The sequence below is a fragment of the Xanthomonas sp. NCPPB 1826 genome (genome assembly GCF_056725285.1).
Map to the genome: position 1 here is coordinate 1,626,384 of NZ_CM161521.1, position 15,268 is coordinate 1,641,651.

A 15,268-nucleotide genomic window follows, 5' to 3' on the forward strand; every position below is an offset into this window, starting at 1 on the left:
CACCCCGATTCCCGATTCCCGATTCCCGATTCCCGATTCCCCGCCCAAACCGCTAATGCCGCGACCGCCGCCCAGGCGAACGCACCGCAGTCGCCTCCACCGCCAGCGTAAAGCCGCGCTCTTCACCGCCCTGCATTGCGCCGACATCCACGACCTGGCGCCGAATCTCCTCGCCCTTGCCGTTACGCACCACTACCACCACGGTGTATTCCCATGGGTCGCCATCGGCGGGATGGCGAATGGTGCCGTCGACCTTGAGCGGCACGATCGGTGCCGGCTGTGCGTGCTGCGCCGCCGCCGAGTCGAAGCGCAGGTGGTGCTTGCATGCAGGGCAGACGCTGGCGCTTTCCAGGATCGTCGCCTTGCAGTGCGGGCAGCTGCGCGTGGCACCGGGCGTGCCCGGGCGGGGCGCACTCATGTGCCGTCGCTGTCTCCGCTGACGACCGGCTTGGCCGTAACGACCGGTTTGCCGGTGTCCTCGCCCCAGCCGAAATCGGCCTGGCCGCGCATGCGCGCACCCGAGGCCACGGTCAGGCTGCCGGCCTTGACGTCGCCGACCAGCACGCCGGAGGTCTGCAGCTCCACCTGCGCGGCCGATTCGATATTGCCCTCCAGCTCTCCGGCGATGATCACCTTGTTGGCGCGCACGCCGCCGTTGAGCTTGGCGCCGCGCTCGATGGTCAGATCGCCCTTGACGTTGACATCGCCCTTGAAGCGGCCGGCCAGACGCACGTGACCGGCGCCCTCGATCTTGCCTTCGATACTGATGTCGGCGGCAATCAGCGATTCCTTGGCCTCGCTCTGGCGCTGCGGTGTGGCCGCTGCGGGCGCGGCGCTCGGTGGCGCGGCGGCTGGCACCGGGGGTGCCGGGCTGGCCTCGGCAGTGAACAGCCGCCCATCGGTAGCCGGGACCTCAGGGGCTGTGGAAACGCCGTCTTTCTTGTTGGGACCTTGATCGCGCCACATCGACATCGGACTGCCTCGCTCGGGGGTCAAAACCGACTATCGCCGCGCGGACCGATCTTTTGTGTGACGGGTTACGCAAACCAGCACCGATGGCGCGCGTGCTCAGTCCACTGCGGGCGTGGCGGCGCCATGCCGCTCGACCCGGTTACGACCGCCGTGCTTGGCGACATACAAGGCTGCATCGGCCTTCTGGATCAGGCTGGCTCCCAGCTCGCCATCGACCGGGAAGCTGGCCACGCCGATCGAGGCCGTCACCCGCGGCAACGAACGTGGACCGTCGCTGACTGCCAGGGTCGCGATATGGCCGCGGATGTCCTCGGCCACGCGTAGCGCCTCGACCCCATCAGCCTCGGGAAGAATGACCGTGAACTCTTCGCCGCCGTAGCGGCAGGCGACGTCTTCGGCACGCAGCCGGGTCAGCAGCAACTCGCCCAGCGCCGCCAGCAGCAGATCGCCGCCGGCGTGGCCCTGGCTGTCGTTGAATTGCTTGAAGTGGTCCACGTCCAGCATCAGCACCGACAACGGCAGGCCGCGGCGTGCGCAGCGCGCCAGTTCGTGGCTGAGCGATTCTTCCAGATAGCGGCGGTTGTACAGCCCGGTCAGCGGGTCGCGAATCGACTGCCGGCGCAGCGATTCGCGCAGGCGTAGATTGCTCAGCGCCAGCGACAGCTGTTCGGCGGCCGCCTCGGCGATTTCCAGGCGGGGCATCGGCCCCGGACCCGGCGAAGACAGGAACAGGAAGCCGAGCTGGGTGCCTTGCGCGGACATCGGCAGGCATGCGGTGGTGACGGCGCTGCCGGGCTCGGGCGTACCGATATGCGCGCACAGCGCATCCCGGCCCAGGTCGTCGACGATGTGCGGTTGTCCACGGCGCAGCGCCCAGCACTCTTCAGGCAGCAGATGTGGCGCGCTGTGCACCAGCGGCTCGCCCCAATGGCTGATCGCCTCGGCGCGATCCTGCGAGGCACGCAGCAGATACACGCTTCCGGCAACGCCCGGCAGCAGGCTGGCGAGGGTGCGGCTGCTCACCATCAGCGCCTCTTCTGCGCTGATGCAGCTTTGCAACAGGCCGGTATAGCGGCTGAGCAGATTGAGATCGGCGGTACTGCGTTGCAGCGCAACGACGCTGTCGCCCAACTCGCGATTGGCCTGCGCTGCGCGTTTCTCGGCCTGCGAGCGATGCCGCAGTTCGCGCATCAGCAAGGCATAGACGGTGCCGACCACCGCCAGCCCGAACGGGATGCCGGCCAGTGCCAGCACCAGCAGCAAGGCCGCACTCTGCCGGCTGCTTTCGGCGCGCTGGGTCAGCAGCTCCTGCTCGCGTTGCACCATGGTCAGCGCCTGCTCGCGGATCGCGCTGGTGGTGCGGAAGGCGGTCTGCCGGATGCCGGCGCGAGCCGGCTCCAGGCCCTGCTGCGCGTACACGTCGAGCACGTGCTGGATCTGCTGCAGGCGCGTTTCCACCAGTCGCTGCAGGGTGTCCAGGTGCTGCACCTGGCCGGGATTGTCGGCAATCAGGCGACGCAGGTTGTCGAGCAGGATCGGCAGGCGCTCGACGCTGGTCTGATAGTCGAGCAGATAGGCATCGTTGCCGGTGAGCAGAAAGCCGCGCTGCGCCGATTCGGCGTCCAGCACACGCGCCTGGATCTCGTCGACCCGGCCAATCACTTCATGCGTATGCGAGACGAGTGCTGCATCGGCCAACGAGCGACGGGCACCGACAAAGATGCCGATACCGATGGCGATGAAGATCAGGGCAGAGAACGCCAGCGCCAGCTGGTTGCGGCGGCGCGCAGTAAAAGAGGAGGGCATGGACGAATGCTAGCCTGCCAGCCTCGACAACACGAGGTCGCCGTTGGCGGGAAACAAGCGCGCCGGCCCAATTTGGCCGGCGCGTTCGCAAACTGCTGATACGGTCACACGGTCAATTAGTGCTGCGGATGTTCGGCGTCGTGCTTGTCGGCGTTCTGCTCGGCCTTGTTGGCCATCTCGCGGGTCTTGTCGGCAGTGGCGTCTGCAGCATTGGCGGTTGCGCGGCTCGCATCGGCGGCCAGTTCGCGTGCAGCCACGCGTGCATCGGCGGTGGCGGCCTTGGCCTGCACGGCGGCGCGATCGGCAGCTTGTTCGGTCGCAGCCGCAGCGTGCTTGGCAGCGGAGGCAGCATCGCGTTGCGCCTGCTCGGCGTCAGGGCCCTGGCAAGCGGCGAGGGTGAGAGCGGCGATGGCGCTCAGCGACAGCATGCGGATCGTCTTCATGGGTGGTCCTGTTCCTGTTCCGGTGTTGGAAGAGCGAGCTTATGCACGGGCCGATGCAGCCGGCGTCAATGCGCGGCCGGCCATTCAGCCAATGGGCGGTATGCACAGTGCACGTCGCGACAGGGAGCCGCTCCGGGGCAGGAACGGCAACGCTGGTCAGGCGCCTATAAATCGCAGGCAAAGAAAAAGCCGCTGGAAACCAGCGGCTTTTTCCGAACTCGCTTGGAGCTAAGAAGTGATTACTTCTTGGCTTCTTCGGCGGTGTCCTTAGCAGCTTCGGCGGTGTTTTCAGCCGTCTTGGCAGCGTCGGCAGCCTGATCAGCAGCAGCGTCGGTGGCGGCGCCGGAAGCAGCCTGGGCAGCGTCAGCAGCGGTGTCAGCCGAAGCAGCGGCGGTGTTGGCAGCAGCCTGAGCGGCGTCAGCCGACTGCGAGCCCGAGGCAGCAGCCTGGTCAGCAGCGGTCTGAGCGTCGGCAGCAGCTTCGTTAGCCGAAGCAGCAGCGTCCTGAGCCTGTTCCGGCTTCGAGCAAGCGGTCAGGGCCAGGCCCAGAGCCATTGCGATCAGCAGCTTGTTAATGGTCATTGTTTCAATCCTCGTCGTTAGATTAGGCAACGCGCTATTGCGCGCCCCCGACATGATGACGGTCCAAAGACCAGTGTCAAGCGTGCGCGCATTCAGTTTTGCAAAATCGCCGTTAAAAACAATTAAATCAATTCGATAGCGATGGCAGTCGCCTCGCCACCGCCGATGCACAGGGCCGCAATTCCGCGCTTGCCACCGCGCGTGCGCAACGCATTCACCAATGTCACCACCAGGCGGGCGCCGGATGCGCCGATCGGATGCCCCAAAGCGCAGGCGCCACCGTTGACGTTGACCCTGTCGTGCGAAATGCCCAGCTCGGCGATCGGCGTCATCGCCACCACTGCGAATGCTTCGTTGATTTCGAACAGATCCACCTCGTCCAGTTGCCAGCCGATCTTGCCGATCAACTTCTGGATGGCAGCGACCGGCGCGGTGGTGAACCACTCAGGTTCCTGCGAGTGGGTGACATGCCCCACGATGCGCGCTAACGGTGCGATGCCGCGACGTTGCGCCTCGTCTGCGCGCATCAGCACGGTGATCGCCGCGCCATCGGAGATGCTAGACGAGCTGGCGGCGGTGACGCTGCCGTCCTTCTTGAAGGCAGGCTTCAGGGTCGGGATCTTGGCGATGTCGGATTTGCCGGGCTGCTCGTCGCTGTCGACGACCACCTCGCCCTTGCGCGTGGCCACGGTGACCGGAACGATTTCATCGGCAAACGCACCGCTGCGCTGGGCAGCCTGCGCGCGTTCGACCGATGCGATCGCAAACGCATCCTGATCGGCGCGGCTGAAACCGAACTTCTCGGCAGTGGCCTCGCCGAACACGCCCATCGCCTGGCCGTCGTAAGGGTTGGTCAGACCATCCCAGGCCATGTGGTCGACCGCCTGGAAGTTGCCGTAGCGGTTGCCGGTGCGCGAATTGGGCAGCAGATGCGGCGCATTGCTCATCGACTCCATGCCGCCGGCGACCACGATGCTGGCCGAGCCGGCCTTGATCAGATCGTGTCCGAACATGATCGCCTTCATGCCCGAGCCGCACACCTTGTTGATGGTGGTGGCGCCGGTGGAGGTGGGGATGCCTGCGGCAATGGCCGCCTGACGTGCGGGCGCCTGGCCCAGGTTGGCCGGCAGGACGCAGCCAACGATGACTTCTGAAATGTCGGCCGGCGCGACGCCGGACTGCGCCAGCGCGCCGCGGATCGCAGTGGCGGCGAGCGTCGGCGCCGGCACACCGTTGAATTGACCAAGGAACGAGCCGATGGCAGTGCGTTTGGCAGCAACGATGACGATGTCGGACATAAAGGAGATACCGTTTAAAGTGAAACGATTATCTGCCTCATGCTCGGTTCGCGCCAGCACGCTCCCGGCGCTGCGACATTCGCTACGCAATCAGCTGCGACAGCCGTGTGAGGATGCAGTATAAAGACGGCGTTCGGGCCCGGGATTGGGCCCTATCCATGGAATGGGTTCGGGGAGAACATCCAAATGAAGAAGATAGACGTCGCCAGGACTGTCCTGGCCTCGGCGTTGGCCGTGGCATTGACCGCGTGTGGCGGCGGTGGTGGGGGCGGTGGTATTCGTCCGAGCACACCGACGGCACCACCACCGACGTCGCCACCGCCACCACCGCCGCCGACTTCACCGCCGCCGCCTCCGCCGCCGGTGGTGGCACCGCCGACGACGCCGGAACCTGCATTCGACGCGCATCTGGCGCTGACCAACGCACGCGCTGCGCAGGCATTGGGGTTCACCGGTGCGGGCTATCGCATCGGCGTGATCGATACCGGCATCAATACCAATCATCCGGCCTTGCAGGGACGGGTCAGCAACAGCTTCATCTATGTGGATCCGCGCACGAACAACGTCGCTGCGGGCGACGTGGTGGGCCACGGCACGGTGGTCGCGCAGCTGGCAGCCGGGCGCGCAGTGGGCCAGTGGCCGGGCGGCATCGCCAGCGGCGCCGGCCTGGTGTCGGCACGCATCATCAGCGACGAAGCACCGGACGATGACGGTAGCGGCGAAGGCAACGAGGTCGACGGCCCGCTTGGTCTGGGTCCGGTGCATGCCGATCTGATCAGCGCCGGCGTGCGCATCATGAACAATTCCTGGGGCGGTCTGTATTGGAACGACCCGGCGGTGACCAACCAGATTGCGCAGGAATACCGGCCGTTCGTCATCGGCAACGATGGGTTGGTGGTGTTTGCGTCGGGTAACGAATCGCGATCGCAACCGTCCGATACCGCTGCGCTGCCCAGCCAACCGGGCCCGAATGGCACGCTGCCTGCCGCCGATCTGGAGCGCGGCTGGCTGGTCGTCGCTGCGCTGGACACCGCCAATCCTACGCAGCTGGCCTCGTACTCCAATGCCTGTGGCGTGGCGATGCGCTATTGCCTGGTTGCGCCGGGCACCTCGATGTTCCTCGACCCCGATGCGACCGCCAGCAATATCCGCTACTTCTACGGCAGCGGCACCTCGTTTGCGGCGCCGTTGGTCTCCGGTGCGGCTGCGCTGGTGTGGCAGGCGTTTCCGTACTTCAGCAACGATCTGGTGCGGCAGACGCTATTGGGAACGGCCACCGATCTGGGCGCGGCCGGCGTCGACCCGACCTTCGGCTACGGCCTGCTCAATGTCGGCAAGGCGGTGCTGGGGCCGGCGCGCTTTGATTGGGGCACGGTGGATGTCACCGTCAACACCTTGCGTTCCACCTGGGCCAACGACATCAGTGGGACGGGTGGTCTGACCAAACGCGGCACCGGTACGCTGGTGTTGAGCAGTGGCGCCAATACGTTCAACGGCGACACCCAGGTGCTGGGCGGCACCTTGCAGACGGCCAGTCTGCAGAGTGCGCGCGTTGGTATCGCCAATGGTGCGACGTTGATCGGTGCGGGCAGGATCGGCGGACGCGTCGATAACGCCGGCACCCTGCAGGTCAACAGTGCGACGCTGTCGATCGCGGGCAACTACACCCAGGCCAGTAACGGTCGCCTTGCCTTGAACGTGGGCGACCGGGTGAACGTGACCGGGACCGCGACGATTGCAGGTGATCTGCAAGTGCTCGGCCGCCGCGATTACGTGGTCGACAACGCGACCTACACGCTGTTGCAGGCCAGCAGCGGGTTGCAGGGTACGTTCGACACGCTCAGCCGCGGCGCGGCCGTGACTTTTCTTGATGCCTCGCTGACGTACGACAGCAATACGGCTTACCTTGCCTTGCGCAGCTTGAATGCCACCGCCGTCGCCGCCACGCTGGGCATGACCGGCACGGCAGCGATGGATTCGGCAATCCGCGTCGAGCAGGCGTTCCAGCAGGTGGATGCGCAGCAACTGCAGGGCACTGGCGGCATCAGCAGCGGGTTCATCCGCGCCGCAGCGGCGTTGCAGCAGTCGCCGGATGCCAAGGCTGCCGCCGATTCGCTGCGCAGTCTGTCCGGCCGCGCGCATGCCGAGTCGGCAGCGATGACCTTCGACACCATCGATCTGGGCAGGCGTGCGTTGGCCTCGCATTTCGATGGCTTGTCGCAGCAACCGCGCATGCTGGGTGTCTGGCAGCGTGCGCTCGGTGGGCCGGGCGAGGGTGGCGTGACCACTGCAGGATTTGCCACCTCCGGTTGGATGATGGGCAACGACCTGCGCCTGGCGTCGGGCGCAGTCACCGGCTTTGCCTTCGGCGAAACGCGCTCCAACAGCCTGGGCGATCTGGACGGTGCACGCGGGCGCGATCGGCAGGTGCAGGGGCAGCTGTACTGGGGTACTACGCTGGGGTCGGCGTACACGCTGAGCCAGTTGGGTTTCGGCAACGTCAACCGGCAGATCGAGCGCAGCCTGCAGTTGGGCGAAGACCGCAGCAGTGCCTTCAGCGACTATAGCGGCAGTTACCTCAGCGGCAACCTGGAAACCGGGTATCGCCTGGGTGGCGCGCGCGCCAGCCTGACGCCCTACATGGGGCTGGATTACGTGCGTCTGCGCAGCGAGGGATTCCGCGAAAGCGGTGGCGACGGCTTCGGCTTGCGTGCCGATGCCAGCACCTCCTCGCGCACCCAGGTGCTGGCCGGCCTGCGTTCGTCCTATCGCTGGCGCGGCGTGCAGCTGGGCGGTTATGCCGAATGGCAGCAGGCGTTGAGCAGCGAAGGCCTGACGCTGGATGCCAGCTTCATCGGCGTGGACGCATGGGCGCCGTTGCGCGGCATGCAGCCGGCGCGCTCGGGTGGTCTGTTCGGCATCACCGCGGCCGCGCCGTTGGGGCCGCAGAGCCAGTTGCGCTTCGGCTACGACCAGCGAGTGGGCGAGCGTGGTGACGATCGCGCGTTGAGCCTGCGCTACAGCGCCGATTTCTGATCGGCGCGCCTGATCGGTGGTTCATCTGTCCAGGCAAGATGCCTGGACAGGTGGGTCACTCGCCGCGCAGCTTGTGCAGGAAGCGCGGTGCGGTGCGGCCCAGCGGCAGTTTGAGTTTGCTGATCGCCTCGATACGCGCCTCGGCAATCTGGTCGGCCGCCTGCTGCGGCGCGACGCCCAAGCGGGAGGACAGGTCGAAGACCTTTTCCAGGTTGTGATAGATGCTGCGGATCAGGCGCATCGCACGTTCGCGGTTGTAGCCGTCGATCTCCAGCGACACGTTCATTACGCCACCGGCATTGACCACGTAATCGGGTGCATACAGGATGCCGCGCTTGTGCAGCTCTTCGCCGATGGCGGCGCTGGCGAGCTGGTTGTTGGCGGTGCCGCAGATGATCTTGGCCTTCAGCCGCGGCAACGTGTCTTCGTTGATCGCGCCTTCCAGCGCGCAGGGTGCGAATACATCGGCCGGCACCTGGTAGATCTCCTCGATGCTGACCGCTTCGGCACCGTATTCGGCCACCGCGCGATCCACCAGCGCCGGGTTCAGATCGGCCACATACAGTTTGGCGCCGCGTTCCTTGAGCAGCTTCACCAGCTCCATGCCGATATGGCCCAGGCCCTGGATCGCAATGCTGGTCTTGCCGACTTCCTCGTGGCCGAGCCTGCGATTGAGCGAGGCCATCAACGCCTGCAACGCACCGTAGGCGGTGAACGGGGCCGGGTCGCCGGAGCCGCGATGCACTTGGTGCACGCCGGTGACGTACTCGCTCTCCAGGTAGATCTGTTCCATGTCGTTGACGTCGGTGCCGACGTCTTCGGAGGTGATGTAGCGCCCGCCCAGGGTGTCGACAAAACGGCCGAATGCGCGGAACAGCGCCTCGCTCTTGTCACTCTTTGGGTCGCCGATGATCACCGCCTTGCCGCCGCCGACATTCAATCCCGCCAGCGCGTTCTTGTAGGTCATGGTGCGGCTGAGCCGCAGCGCATCGTCCAGCGCCGCCTCGCTGTTGGGGTAGGGGCGCATGCGCACGCCACCCAGCGCGGGCCCGAGACGGGTGCTGTGCAACGCGATGATCGCTTTAAGGCCGGCGTCGCGGTTGTGACAGAAAATCACCTGCTCGTGGCCGGTGGTGTCGAGGGTTTCGAAAAGCATCGAAGGCTCCGCGGGGCTGCGTGATGTGCCTTCCCTGAGGCCGGGCCGGAACCCGTGCAATGGGAAACAAAAACGCGACGTCTGCAGACCCTGTCCGATCACGTCGCGCTGCAACATTTTAAACCACGTCGGCGGGGGCTAGTGTATGAATCTGTTCACCAATGCCGATAGCGCTGCTGCCGGAACCACAGCGTTCCCAGCCATTTGCTTCCTGCGCTGACCGGCAGGCCGGCGTGCAGCGAGTCCGGGTCGGGGCGGCCATCGGCATGCAGATTGTCGAAGCACACCACCGACCCGGCACGTGGACGCACGCGCACGCCCGCGACCGGGAAGTCGGTGTCGCCCCCCGCGTCGACGTCGTTGAGGTAGACGCAGGCGGTGCGCAGGCGATTGCCGGCAGTGGGGCGGTCGGCCGCGATCGTGCCGGGCGGCAGGTAGTCGCGATGCGCGCGGTACTGCTCACCCGGCGCGTAGCACAGCACCGACAGCGCTTCGGCATGGGTCAGCGGCAGCTGCGCACAGGCCGCCACGCGCGCCTGTGCCGCACGCGCGGCAAAGTCTTCGAGGATGGGGTCCAGGGTGGCACCGCGGCTGGTGCGGATAGGCGCGCGGCGCGTGCGCGCATCGTCGGGGTCGACCACTTCGGAGGCGCGCAGGTGCGGCCGCGCCAGCAACATCAACAAGCGGCACTCGTCGGCAGACAGCACGCCGCAGACTTCTTCGATCATGGGCGCGTCGTGGCGGCGCGTTGCGACATGTCGGGCAGCAAAACGGATGCGCGGATCGTCGACGAGCGGATCCGGCGGTGTGATCTGCACGGCAGGCGCCGCGGCGATACCCAGCGGCTGCAATTGCCGCAGCAGCTGCGCCGCGGCGTCGGGTTGCGGCGGGACGCCTTCGCCACGCAGCAGGCGCTCGGCCAGTAGCGCGGCAGCCAATGCGTCACCGGCTGCGGCGGCGCGCTCCAGCAAGGCAACGCAGCTGCGTTGCTGCGCGGGGTGATCGATCCGGCCGTGCTGGATGGCCAGCGCGCGCAGCGCAGGCGGGTAGTTGGCTGCGGCCGCTGCATGCAAGCGGGATTGCGCCTGCGTGTCGAGCACCAACAGGGCGTCGGTGACGGCCACGGTCGCCAACAGATAGTGCGCTGCCGCAACATCCTGGCGCTCGGCGTGTTGCCAGTGTTCCTGCGCACGGGCCAGGTCCACCTCGCAACCCACACCGTAGGCCAGCATGCGGCCGGCTTCGATCTGCGCGCCGGCATCGCCTGCGGCAGCGCTGCGCGTGTACCAGGCCAGCGCCTGCTCGGGCTGCCCGGTGCGCACCAATGCATGTGCCAGCGCCGTCATTGCTGCAGGGTGGGCGGTCTGTGCGGCCTGGGTAAGCTGCTGGAGGGACGGTGCCTGCATGGAGGCATTCTAGGAGAGGCCGGCAACCCTGTCGTGCCTGATCCCATGCGAGCGCCGATGCGGCCCGCATAGGTCGACGGCGGGCTCGCCGAGATCAGTGCAGGTCGCGCGTCCCCGGCGGGCGACCGGTCGCTACGGACGGGTGGTCGCGGCGATGGGCTGCCTTGCCTTGTCGGTGCGCGATCAAGCGTCCGTGGACAGCGCCAGGTGGGTCAGATACAGGCGCAGGTCGAACTCCAGTTGATGGTAGTCCGGGCTCATGTGGTTGCACAGCTGGTAGAAGGCCTTGTTGTGATCGGCCTCTTTCAGATGCGCCAGCTCGTGGGCGACGATCATCTGCAGGAACGGTTCGGGTGCATCGCGGAAGATCGAGGCGATGCGGATCTCGCGGCTGGCCTTGAGCCGGCTGCCGTGGACGCGCGAGATTGCCGTATGCGTGCCCAGCGCATGCTTCACCACCTGCAGATGGTTGTCGTAGAGCGCCTTGTGCAGGGGGGGCGAGGAGCGCATGTAGCTCTCCTTCATGGCCTTGACGTAGTCGTACAACTGCCGGTCGGTGCGGATGCTGTGGCGATCCGGGTAGCGGCGTGCCAGCACCAGGGCAAGTTTGTCCTGCGCGATCAGCTCGCGCACCTGATCCAGGACGGCGGGCGGGTAACCGGCGAGATAGCGAAGAGTGTCCATGCCAATCGATTGCTGCGAGCTGCGCATGATCGCCGATGCAGGCGCTGCTGGCGAATCTGCACACGCGATTGTGGCGTCATGTGTCAGGCGTATTCACGAATGCGGCACATCCGGATGCGTAGCGTGCAGCGCATGTTTTGCGGCACGACTGCGCAAGCACACGACTGAACACGGCACCGTGCCGGATGAGGAGACAACAAACATGATCAAGTGGGCCATTATTTTCGCCATCATCGGACTGATTGCCGGTGCGCTCGGGTTTGGCGGCATGGCGGGCGCTGCAATGGGGATTGCCAAGTTCCTGTTCTGGGCCGGCATCATCATCGCCACCGTGCTGTTCGTACTCGGCATGACGATCGCCAAAAAGGTGACCTGACGCCCGAGGCGTGCATCGGTATGCGGTTCGCATGCCGGCTACATCGCCCGGAGTGCAAAGGAGCGGCCAGTGGCCGCTCCTTTTTTTGTTCCTGCAAGCTGATCAACCAACGCAATGACAAGCGGGGCCGCAGAGCGAGGTCTAGCGCAGGACACTCGCTGCGTTCTTGCGCGGGTCAGATGCCAGTGTCTTCGGCAGTGGTGTGCAAGGCGATATTGAGTTGATCGATGGTCACGATCCAGTCGGCATCGTCGAGGCGCTCTTCACGCAGCAGCTGCGCCTGCGCCGGTGTCCAGAAGGGCGCTTCCTCCAGGCGCATGTCGCCCGGCAGCGGAGAGTGTTCGTCGATGAAGCTGCGGATGCTGACCTCATCCGACGGCAGGCCCAACTGGGCAAATAATTCGGAGAATGGGTGGACGTGTTGTTCCATTGCGACTTCCTCGAAGAGTGCGAATGGGCGGATGCTAAAGCACCTGATTTGAGCGCGCTGTGCACGCCCGGCTTGGATTTGCCCGGGCGCATGCCCATATTTGAGTTCTGAGCAGACAAGCCGAGGCGAACATGGCGACCGGATGGGCAGGTGATGGGGCGGTGCAGGACCAGATCGATGCGACCGTCGAGGATGCGATCAAGCGCGCGCGGAGCCAGCTGCATCAGGGTCCGAGCCTGACTCACTGCGAGGAGTGCGATGCACCCATCCCCGAGGCGCGCCGCAAGGCAGTGCCGGGCGTGCACCTGTGCGTGAACTGTCAGCAGGCGCACGACCAGGAGCAGGCGGCGCAAGGCGGCTACAACCGTCGGGGCAGCAAGGACAGCCAGCTGCGTTGATTGCACGCGGCTTCAGCGCAACTGGCAAACGACTGCGCTTGCCGCAAAGCGGCTGCGGCCATCGCTTTGATCTACATGCGACATTCGCACGTCGTGTCCTTGCGACGCGCCGACCGAGTCCCCCGATAACGGCTCACTACGTCTTTTCAGACGCTCTCAGTTGGCGTTGAAGTGGCTGGTCTCGCGCCAACGGCGCGTGGTGCGCTGGAAGAACAGGCTGTTGGGAACCTGCAGTACGCTGCCGGCGTGGTCGCCGGTTTCTTCCAGGGTCGTGTAAATGACGTTGATGTCGATCACCCGGCCCTTCAGGCCGGGCTTGTCGCCGCCTTCCAGCAGCTCGATGTGGTCGTGCAGGCGGAACGGGCGCGTGGTGATGATCAGGAAGGTGCAGAAGATATTGGACAGCACGCTCCATGCCGCGAAGAACGCCACGGCACCGACCGCCGCGAATCCGGTGAACGCGGTCCACAAGGTGCCGCTGGATACGCCCAGCACGTTCAGTACCGTCAGCACCGCGGTGACGGAGATGACGAAGCTGCCCACGCGACGGATGCCGATCATCATTTCCGCCGGCAGGCTGTAGCGCGTACACAGGCGGCGCAGCACTTGCCGCAGCAGTAACCGAACTAGCGCGGCAACGGTGAGGATCAGCACGATTTGGACCGTCAGCACTGCCACGGTCAGCCACTGCGGATTCCAGTGCGGCAGCAGGCTACGGATCATGGTGGGCAAAGCATCGGACGCGGACATCGGATCGTGCTGGTTCACAGAGACCGTCCATTGTAACGGGGGCGTCATTGCGCAGCTGGTGCGCGGGGTGAACGCGCGCTCAGCGGTGGCGGCAGCGAGCTTGATTCAAGGGTGCTGCGATGGATTGCCGCATCTCAGCTGTACGTGGCCGGGGCGCTCGCTGCCATGCGCATTGATGGAGGCCAACACGGCGATCCAGCAGCGACCGAAATTCATGATGACGCTGCAACCGGTCAACGTGTTGAACTGCGGCCATGCGCGGACAACGCGACAACGCGCCGCCACAGCTGCTCGGCGCGGCGCACCGGCAACCAGTGTGCCGGTGAGTTCAGCTCGACGCATGACAACCGCGTCGACGGCAAGTACAGCAGGCAGGCCTGCAGGCGCGCAGGCGTCAACGTGAGCTGCACTGCATCCATCGGCAGCGGGGCCGGGCACTGGGTGGAGCACAGGCTCAGCAGTATTCCGAGAACATGCGGCATGGCGACGTCCGATCAGGGGGCCTGCGCCTGGAGCGGCCAACGGCCGTGCTCCCGGCAAACGATGCGGCGCAGGATTGCGCCATCGCAGGCTTGGATGCGGCGGCCGGCGAAAAGGTTTAGAGCGGCTAAAAATGGAGCGAGCAGTCGTCAGGTGGGTAAGAACGGCACGCTCGGAACCGAAGTGGCACTACGGGTCCATGCCGATTCCGACCACCGGCCGCGCCCGCCGGGCGGCGGCGCAGTAGGCCGGTCGGTCGCTACTGGAACCGTGCTCGAAAAAATACCTGGGCGCGGTTTAAACCTTTGCGCTGCCCGGCGCATCGAAGTGGATATGCTCGACACCTCCATGCCCATCGATGCCTCAGCTTGTGACGGTCCGGCCGGACGCGACGATGCGGCGATGGCGCGTGCCGCCGCAGGCGGCGATCGCACCGCCTACGAGGCCATCTACCGCCGTCATGCGCCGCGCCTGTACGCGGTGGTGTGGCGGCTATGCGGCGGCAATGCGGCGCGTGCCGACGATGTGCTGCAGGAGACCTTCATTGCCGCATGGAAGGCCTTGCCGCAGTTCCGCTTCCAGAGCGCGCTGGGCACCTGGCTGCACCGGCTAGCCGTCAATACGGCCCTGATGGAGCTGCGTGCGCGCTCGGTTGCGGGCGATCAGATGGTGGACGATGTCGATGGCGAGATCCTCGCTGCCATTCCAGGTGCCGCAGCCTGCCAGGCCACCCAGATGGATCTGGAGCGCGCGCTGGAAACGCTGCCGCCGCGCGCACGCGCGGTACTGGTGTTGCACGACATCGAGGGCTGGAAACATCAGGAAATTGCCGACGAACTGCAGATGGCGGTCGGCAGTTCCAAGGCGCAACTGCATCGCGCGCGCGGCCTGCTGCGCGTGCGGCTGGGAGATATTGCATGAACCACGATCCGCTTGATTCGCACGCAACCGATGACGCTGCGTTGTCCGCGCGTCTGCGTGCGTTGCCGCAACAACGTCAGCCACCGGCACAGCTTTGGGAGCGCATCGCGCCCGCACTGACGCCGCACACCAACGTGGTTGCCCTGCAGCCGCGCCGCCAGCGTGCCTGGGCCTGGCCCGCGTTCGGTGTGGCGCTTGCTGCTGCGCTGGCCATGGTGGCGATCGTGCCAGGGCTCGATCGCTCGACGCAGGCGTCAGCGCCAGCGTCGGCGCGCCCTGGCCTGGTGGCGCAGGCACAGGCAATGGCCGGGCAATACCAGCAGGCCATCGACGCAGTGCCGGTGCAGCAGGTGCCGGCCGATCTGCGCCCGGCGCTGGCCGAGCTGGACCAGAGTGCGCAGGCCATCCACCACGCCATTGCGCAGAGTCCGCGCTCTGCATTCCTGTTGTCGCAGCTGCAACGCACCTATGCCAAGCGCCTGCAACTGACCCGTCTCGCCTCGCAGGGCGAGACGTCCTTTCCAAGCTGAG

General features: G+C 66.0%; 17 protein-coding genes and 1 other RNA gene. 5 read left to right on the top strand and 13 right to left on the bottom strand.

Annotated features, from left to right (window positions below):
* Positions 1-52: 52 nt before the first annotated feature.
* From AC1PLA_RS06990 to AC1PLA_RS07015, 6 genes are all read right to left on the bottom strand, one after another.
* Positions 53-418, bottom strand: coding sequence for a hypothetical protein (locus AC1PLA_RS06990; RefSeq protein ID WP_016903723.1), 366 nt, complete (start codon positions 416-418; stop codon positions 53-55).
* Positions 415-972 (bottom strand): bactofilin family protein, encoded by a 558-nt coding sequence (locus AC1PLA_RS06995; protein ID WP_481105853.1) that lies wholly within the window; start codon positions 970-972, stop codon positions 415-417. The genes AC1PLA_RS06990 and AC1PLA_RS06995 overlap by 4 nt, the downstream gene beginning before the upstream one ends.
* Positions 973-1,068: 96 nt before the next feature.
* Positions 1,069-2,778: a diguanylate cyclase gene (locus AC1PLA_RS07000; RefSeq protein WP_481105854.1), complete on the bottom strand. Its 1,710-nt coding sequence runs from the start codon at positions 2,776-2,778 to the stop codon at positions 1,069-1,071.
* Positions 2,779-2,894: 116 nt separating this feature from the next.
* A complete protein-coding gene (locus AC1PLA_RS07005) occupies positions 2,895-3,221 on the bottom strand; it encodes an XAC1346 family secretion chaperone (RefSeq protein ID WP_016904095.1) in 327 nt (108 codons plus the stop codon).
* Positions 3,222-3,460: 239 nt separating this feature from the next.
* A complete protein-coding gene (locus tag AC1PLA_RS07010) occupies positions 3,461-3,802 on the bottom strand; it encodes a hypothetical protein (protein ID WP_039528386.1) in 342 nt (113 codons plus the stop codon).
* 122 nt (positions 3,803-3,924) lie between these two features.
* Complete coding sequence (locus tag AC1PLA_RS07015) at positions 3,925-5,100, bottom strand: thiolase family protein (RefSeq protein WP_481105855.1); 1,176 nt, start codon at positions 5,098-5,100, stop codon at positions 3,925-3,927.
* Between the two features lie 186 nt (positions 5,101-5,286).
* On the opposite strand from AC1PLA_RS07015, the gene AC1PLA_RS07020 reads away from it, so the two are divergent.
* On the top strand, positions 5,287-8,136 hold the full coding sequence (locus AC1PLA_RS07020) for a S8 family serine peptidase (RefSeq protein WP_481105856.1): 2,850 nt from the start codon (positions 5,287-5,289) through the stop codon (positions 8,134-8,136).
* 55 nt (positions 8,137-8,191) lie between these two features.
* Here the strand turns inward: AC1PLA_RS07020 and AC1PLA_RS07025 are convergent, their stop codons facing one another.
* The 3 genes from AC1PLA_RS07025 to AC1PLA_RS07035 form a co-directional block, all read right to left on the bottom strand.
* Entirely contained in the window at positions 8,192-9,292 is a 1,101-nt protein-coding gene (locus AC1PLA_RS07025) for a Glu/Leu/Phe/Val dehydrogenase dimerization domain-containing protein (RefSeq protein ID WP_024938010.1), read from the bottom strand.
* 155 nt (positions 9,293-9,447) lie between these two features.
* Complete coding sequence (locus AC1PLA_RS07030; RefSeq protein ID WP_481105857.1) at positions 9,448-10,698, bottom strand: 2OG-Fe(II) oxygenase; 1,251 nt, start codon at positions 10,696-10,698, stop codon at positions 9,448-9,450.
* A 183-nt stretch (positions 10,699-10,881) separates the two neighbouring features.
* Positions 10,882-11,409 carry a YgjP-like metallopeptidase domain-containing protein gene (locus tag AC1PLA_RS07035; RefSeq protein ID WP_481105858.1) on the bottom strand — a complete coding sequence of 176 codons (528 nt, stop codon included), beginning with the start codon at positions 11,407-11,409 and terminating at the stop codon, positions 10,882-10,884.
* 175 nt (positions 11,410-11,584) lie between these two features.
* On the opposite strand from AC1PLA_RS07035, the gene AC1PLA_RS07040 reads away from it, so the two are divergent.
* On the top strand, positions 11,585-11,758 hold the full coding sequence (locus AC1PLA_RS07040) for a DUF1328 domain-containing protein (protein WP_228912051.1): 174 nt from the start codon (positions 11,585-11,587) through the stop codon (positions 11,756-11,758).
* A gap of 175 nt (positions 11,759-11,933) precedes the next feature.
* Here the strand turns inward: AC1PLA_RS07040 and AC1PLA_RS07045 are convergent, their stop codons facing one another.
* Complete coding sequence (locus tag AC1PLA_RS07045; RefSeq protein ID WP_481105859.1) at positions 11,934-12,188, bottom strand: DUF2789 domain-containing protein; 255 nt, start codon at positions 12,186-12,188, stop codon at positions 11,934-11,936.
* A gap of 131 nt (positions 12,189-12,319) precedes the next feature.
* Here AC1PLA_RS07045 and AC1PLA_RS07050 point away from each other — a divergent pair, with 131 nt between their 5' ends.
* Positions 12,320-12,586: a DksA/TraR family C4-type zinc finger protein gene (locus AC1PLA_RS07050; RefSeq protein WP_024938007.1), complete on the top strand. Its 267-nt coding sequence runs from the start codon at positions 12,320-12,322 to the stop codon at positions 12,584-12,586.
* Positions 12,587-12,742: 156 nt separating this feature from the next.
* Here the strand turns inward: AC1PLA_RS07050 and AC1PLA_RS07055 are convergent, their stop codons facing one another.
* From AC1PLA_RS07055 to AC1PLA_RS07065, 3 genes are all read right to left on the bottom strand, one after another.
* On the bottom strand, positions 12,743-13,336 hold the full coding sequence (locus AC1PLA_RS07055; RefSeq protein WP_039530084.1) for a mechanosensitive ion channel family protein: 594 nt from the start codon (positions 13,334-13,336) through the stop codon (positions 12,743-12,745).
* A 233-nt stretch (positions 13,337-13,569) separates the two neighbouring features.
* Positions 13,570-13,818: a hypothetical protein gene (locus tag AC1PLA_RS07060; protein ID WP_481105860.1), complete on the bottom strand. Its 249-nt coding sequence runs from the start codon at positions 13,816-13,818 to the stop codon at positions 13,570-13,572.
* A gap of 123 nt (positions 13,819-13,941) precedes the next feature.
* Positions 13,942-14,017, bottom strand: a non-coding RNA gene (locus AC1PLA_RS07065) — sX9 sRNA.
* Between the two features lie 132 nt (positions 14,018-14,149).
* Here AC1PLA_RS07065 and AC1PLA_RS07070 point away from each other — a divergent pair.
* On the top strand, positions 14,150-14,737 hold the full coding sequence (locus AC1PLA_RS07070) for an RNA polymerase sigma factor (protein ID WP_481106171.1): 588 nt from the start codon (positions 14,150-14,152) through the stop codon (positions 14,735-14,737).
* Positions 14,734-15,267, top strand: coding sequence for a hypothetical protein (locus tag AC1PLA_RS07075; protein WP_481105861.1), 534 nt, complete (start codon positions 14,734-14,736; stop codon positions 15,265-15,267). Before AC1PLA_RS07070 ends, AC1PLA_RS07075 begins: the two co-directional genes overlap by 4 nt.
* Position 15,268: the final 1 nt, after the last annotated feature.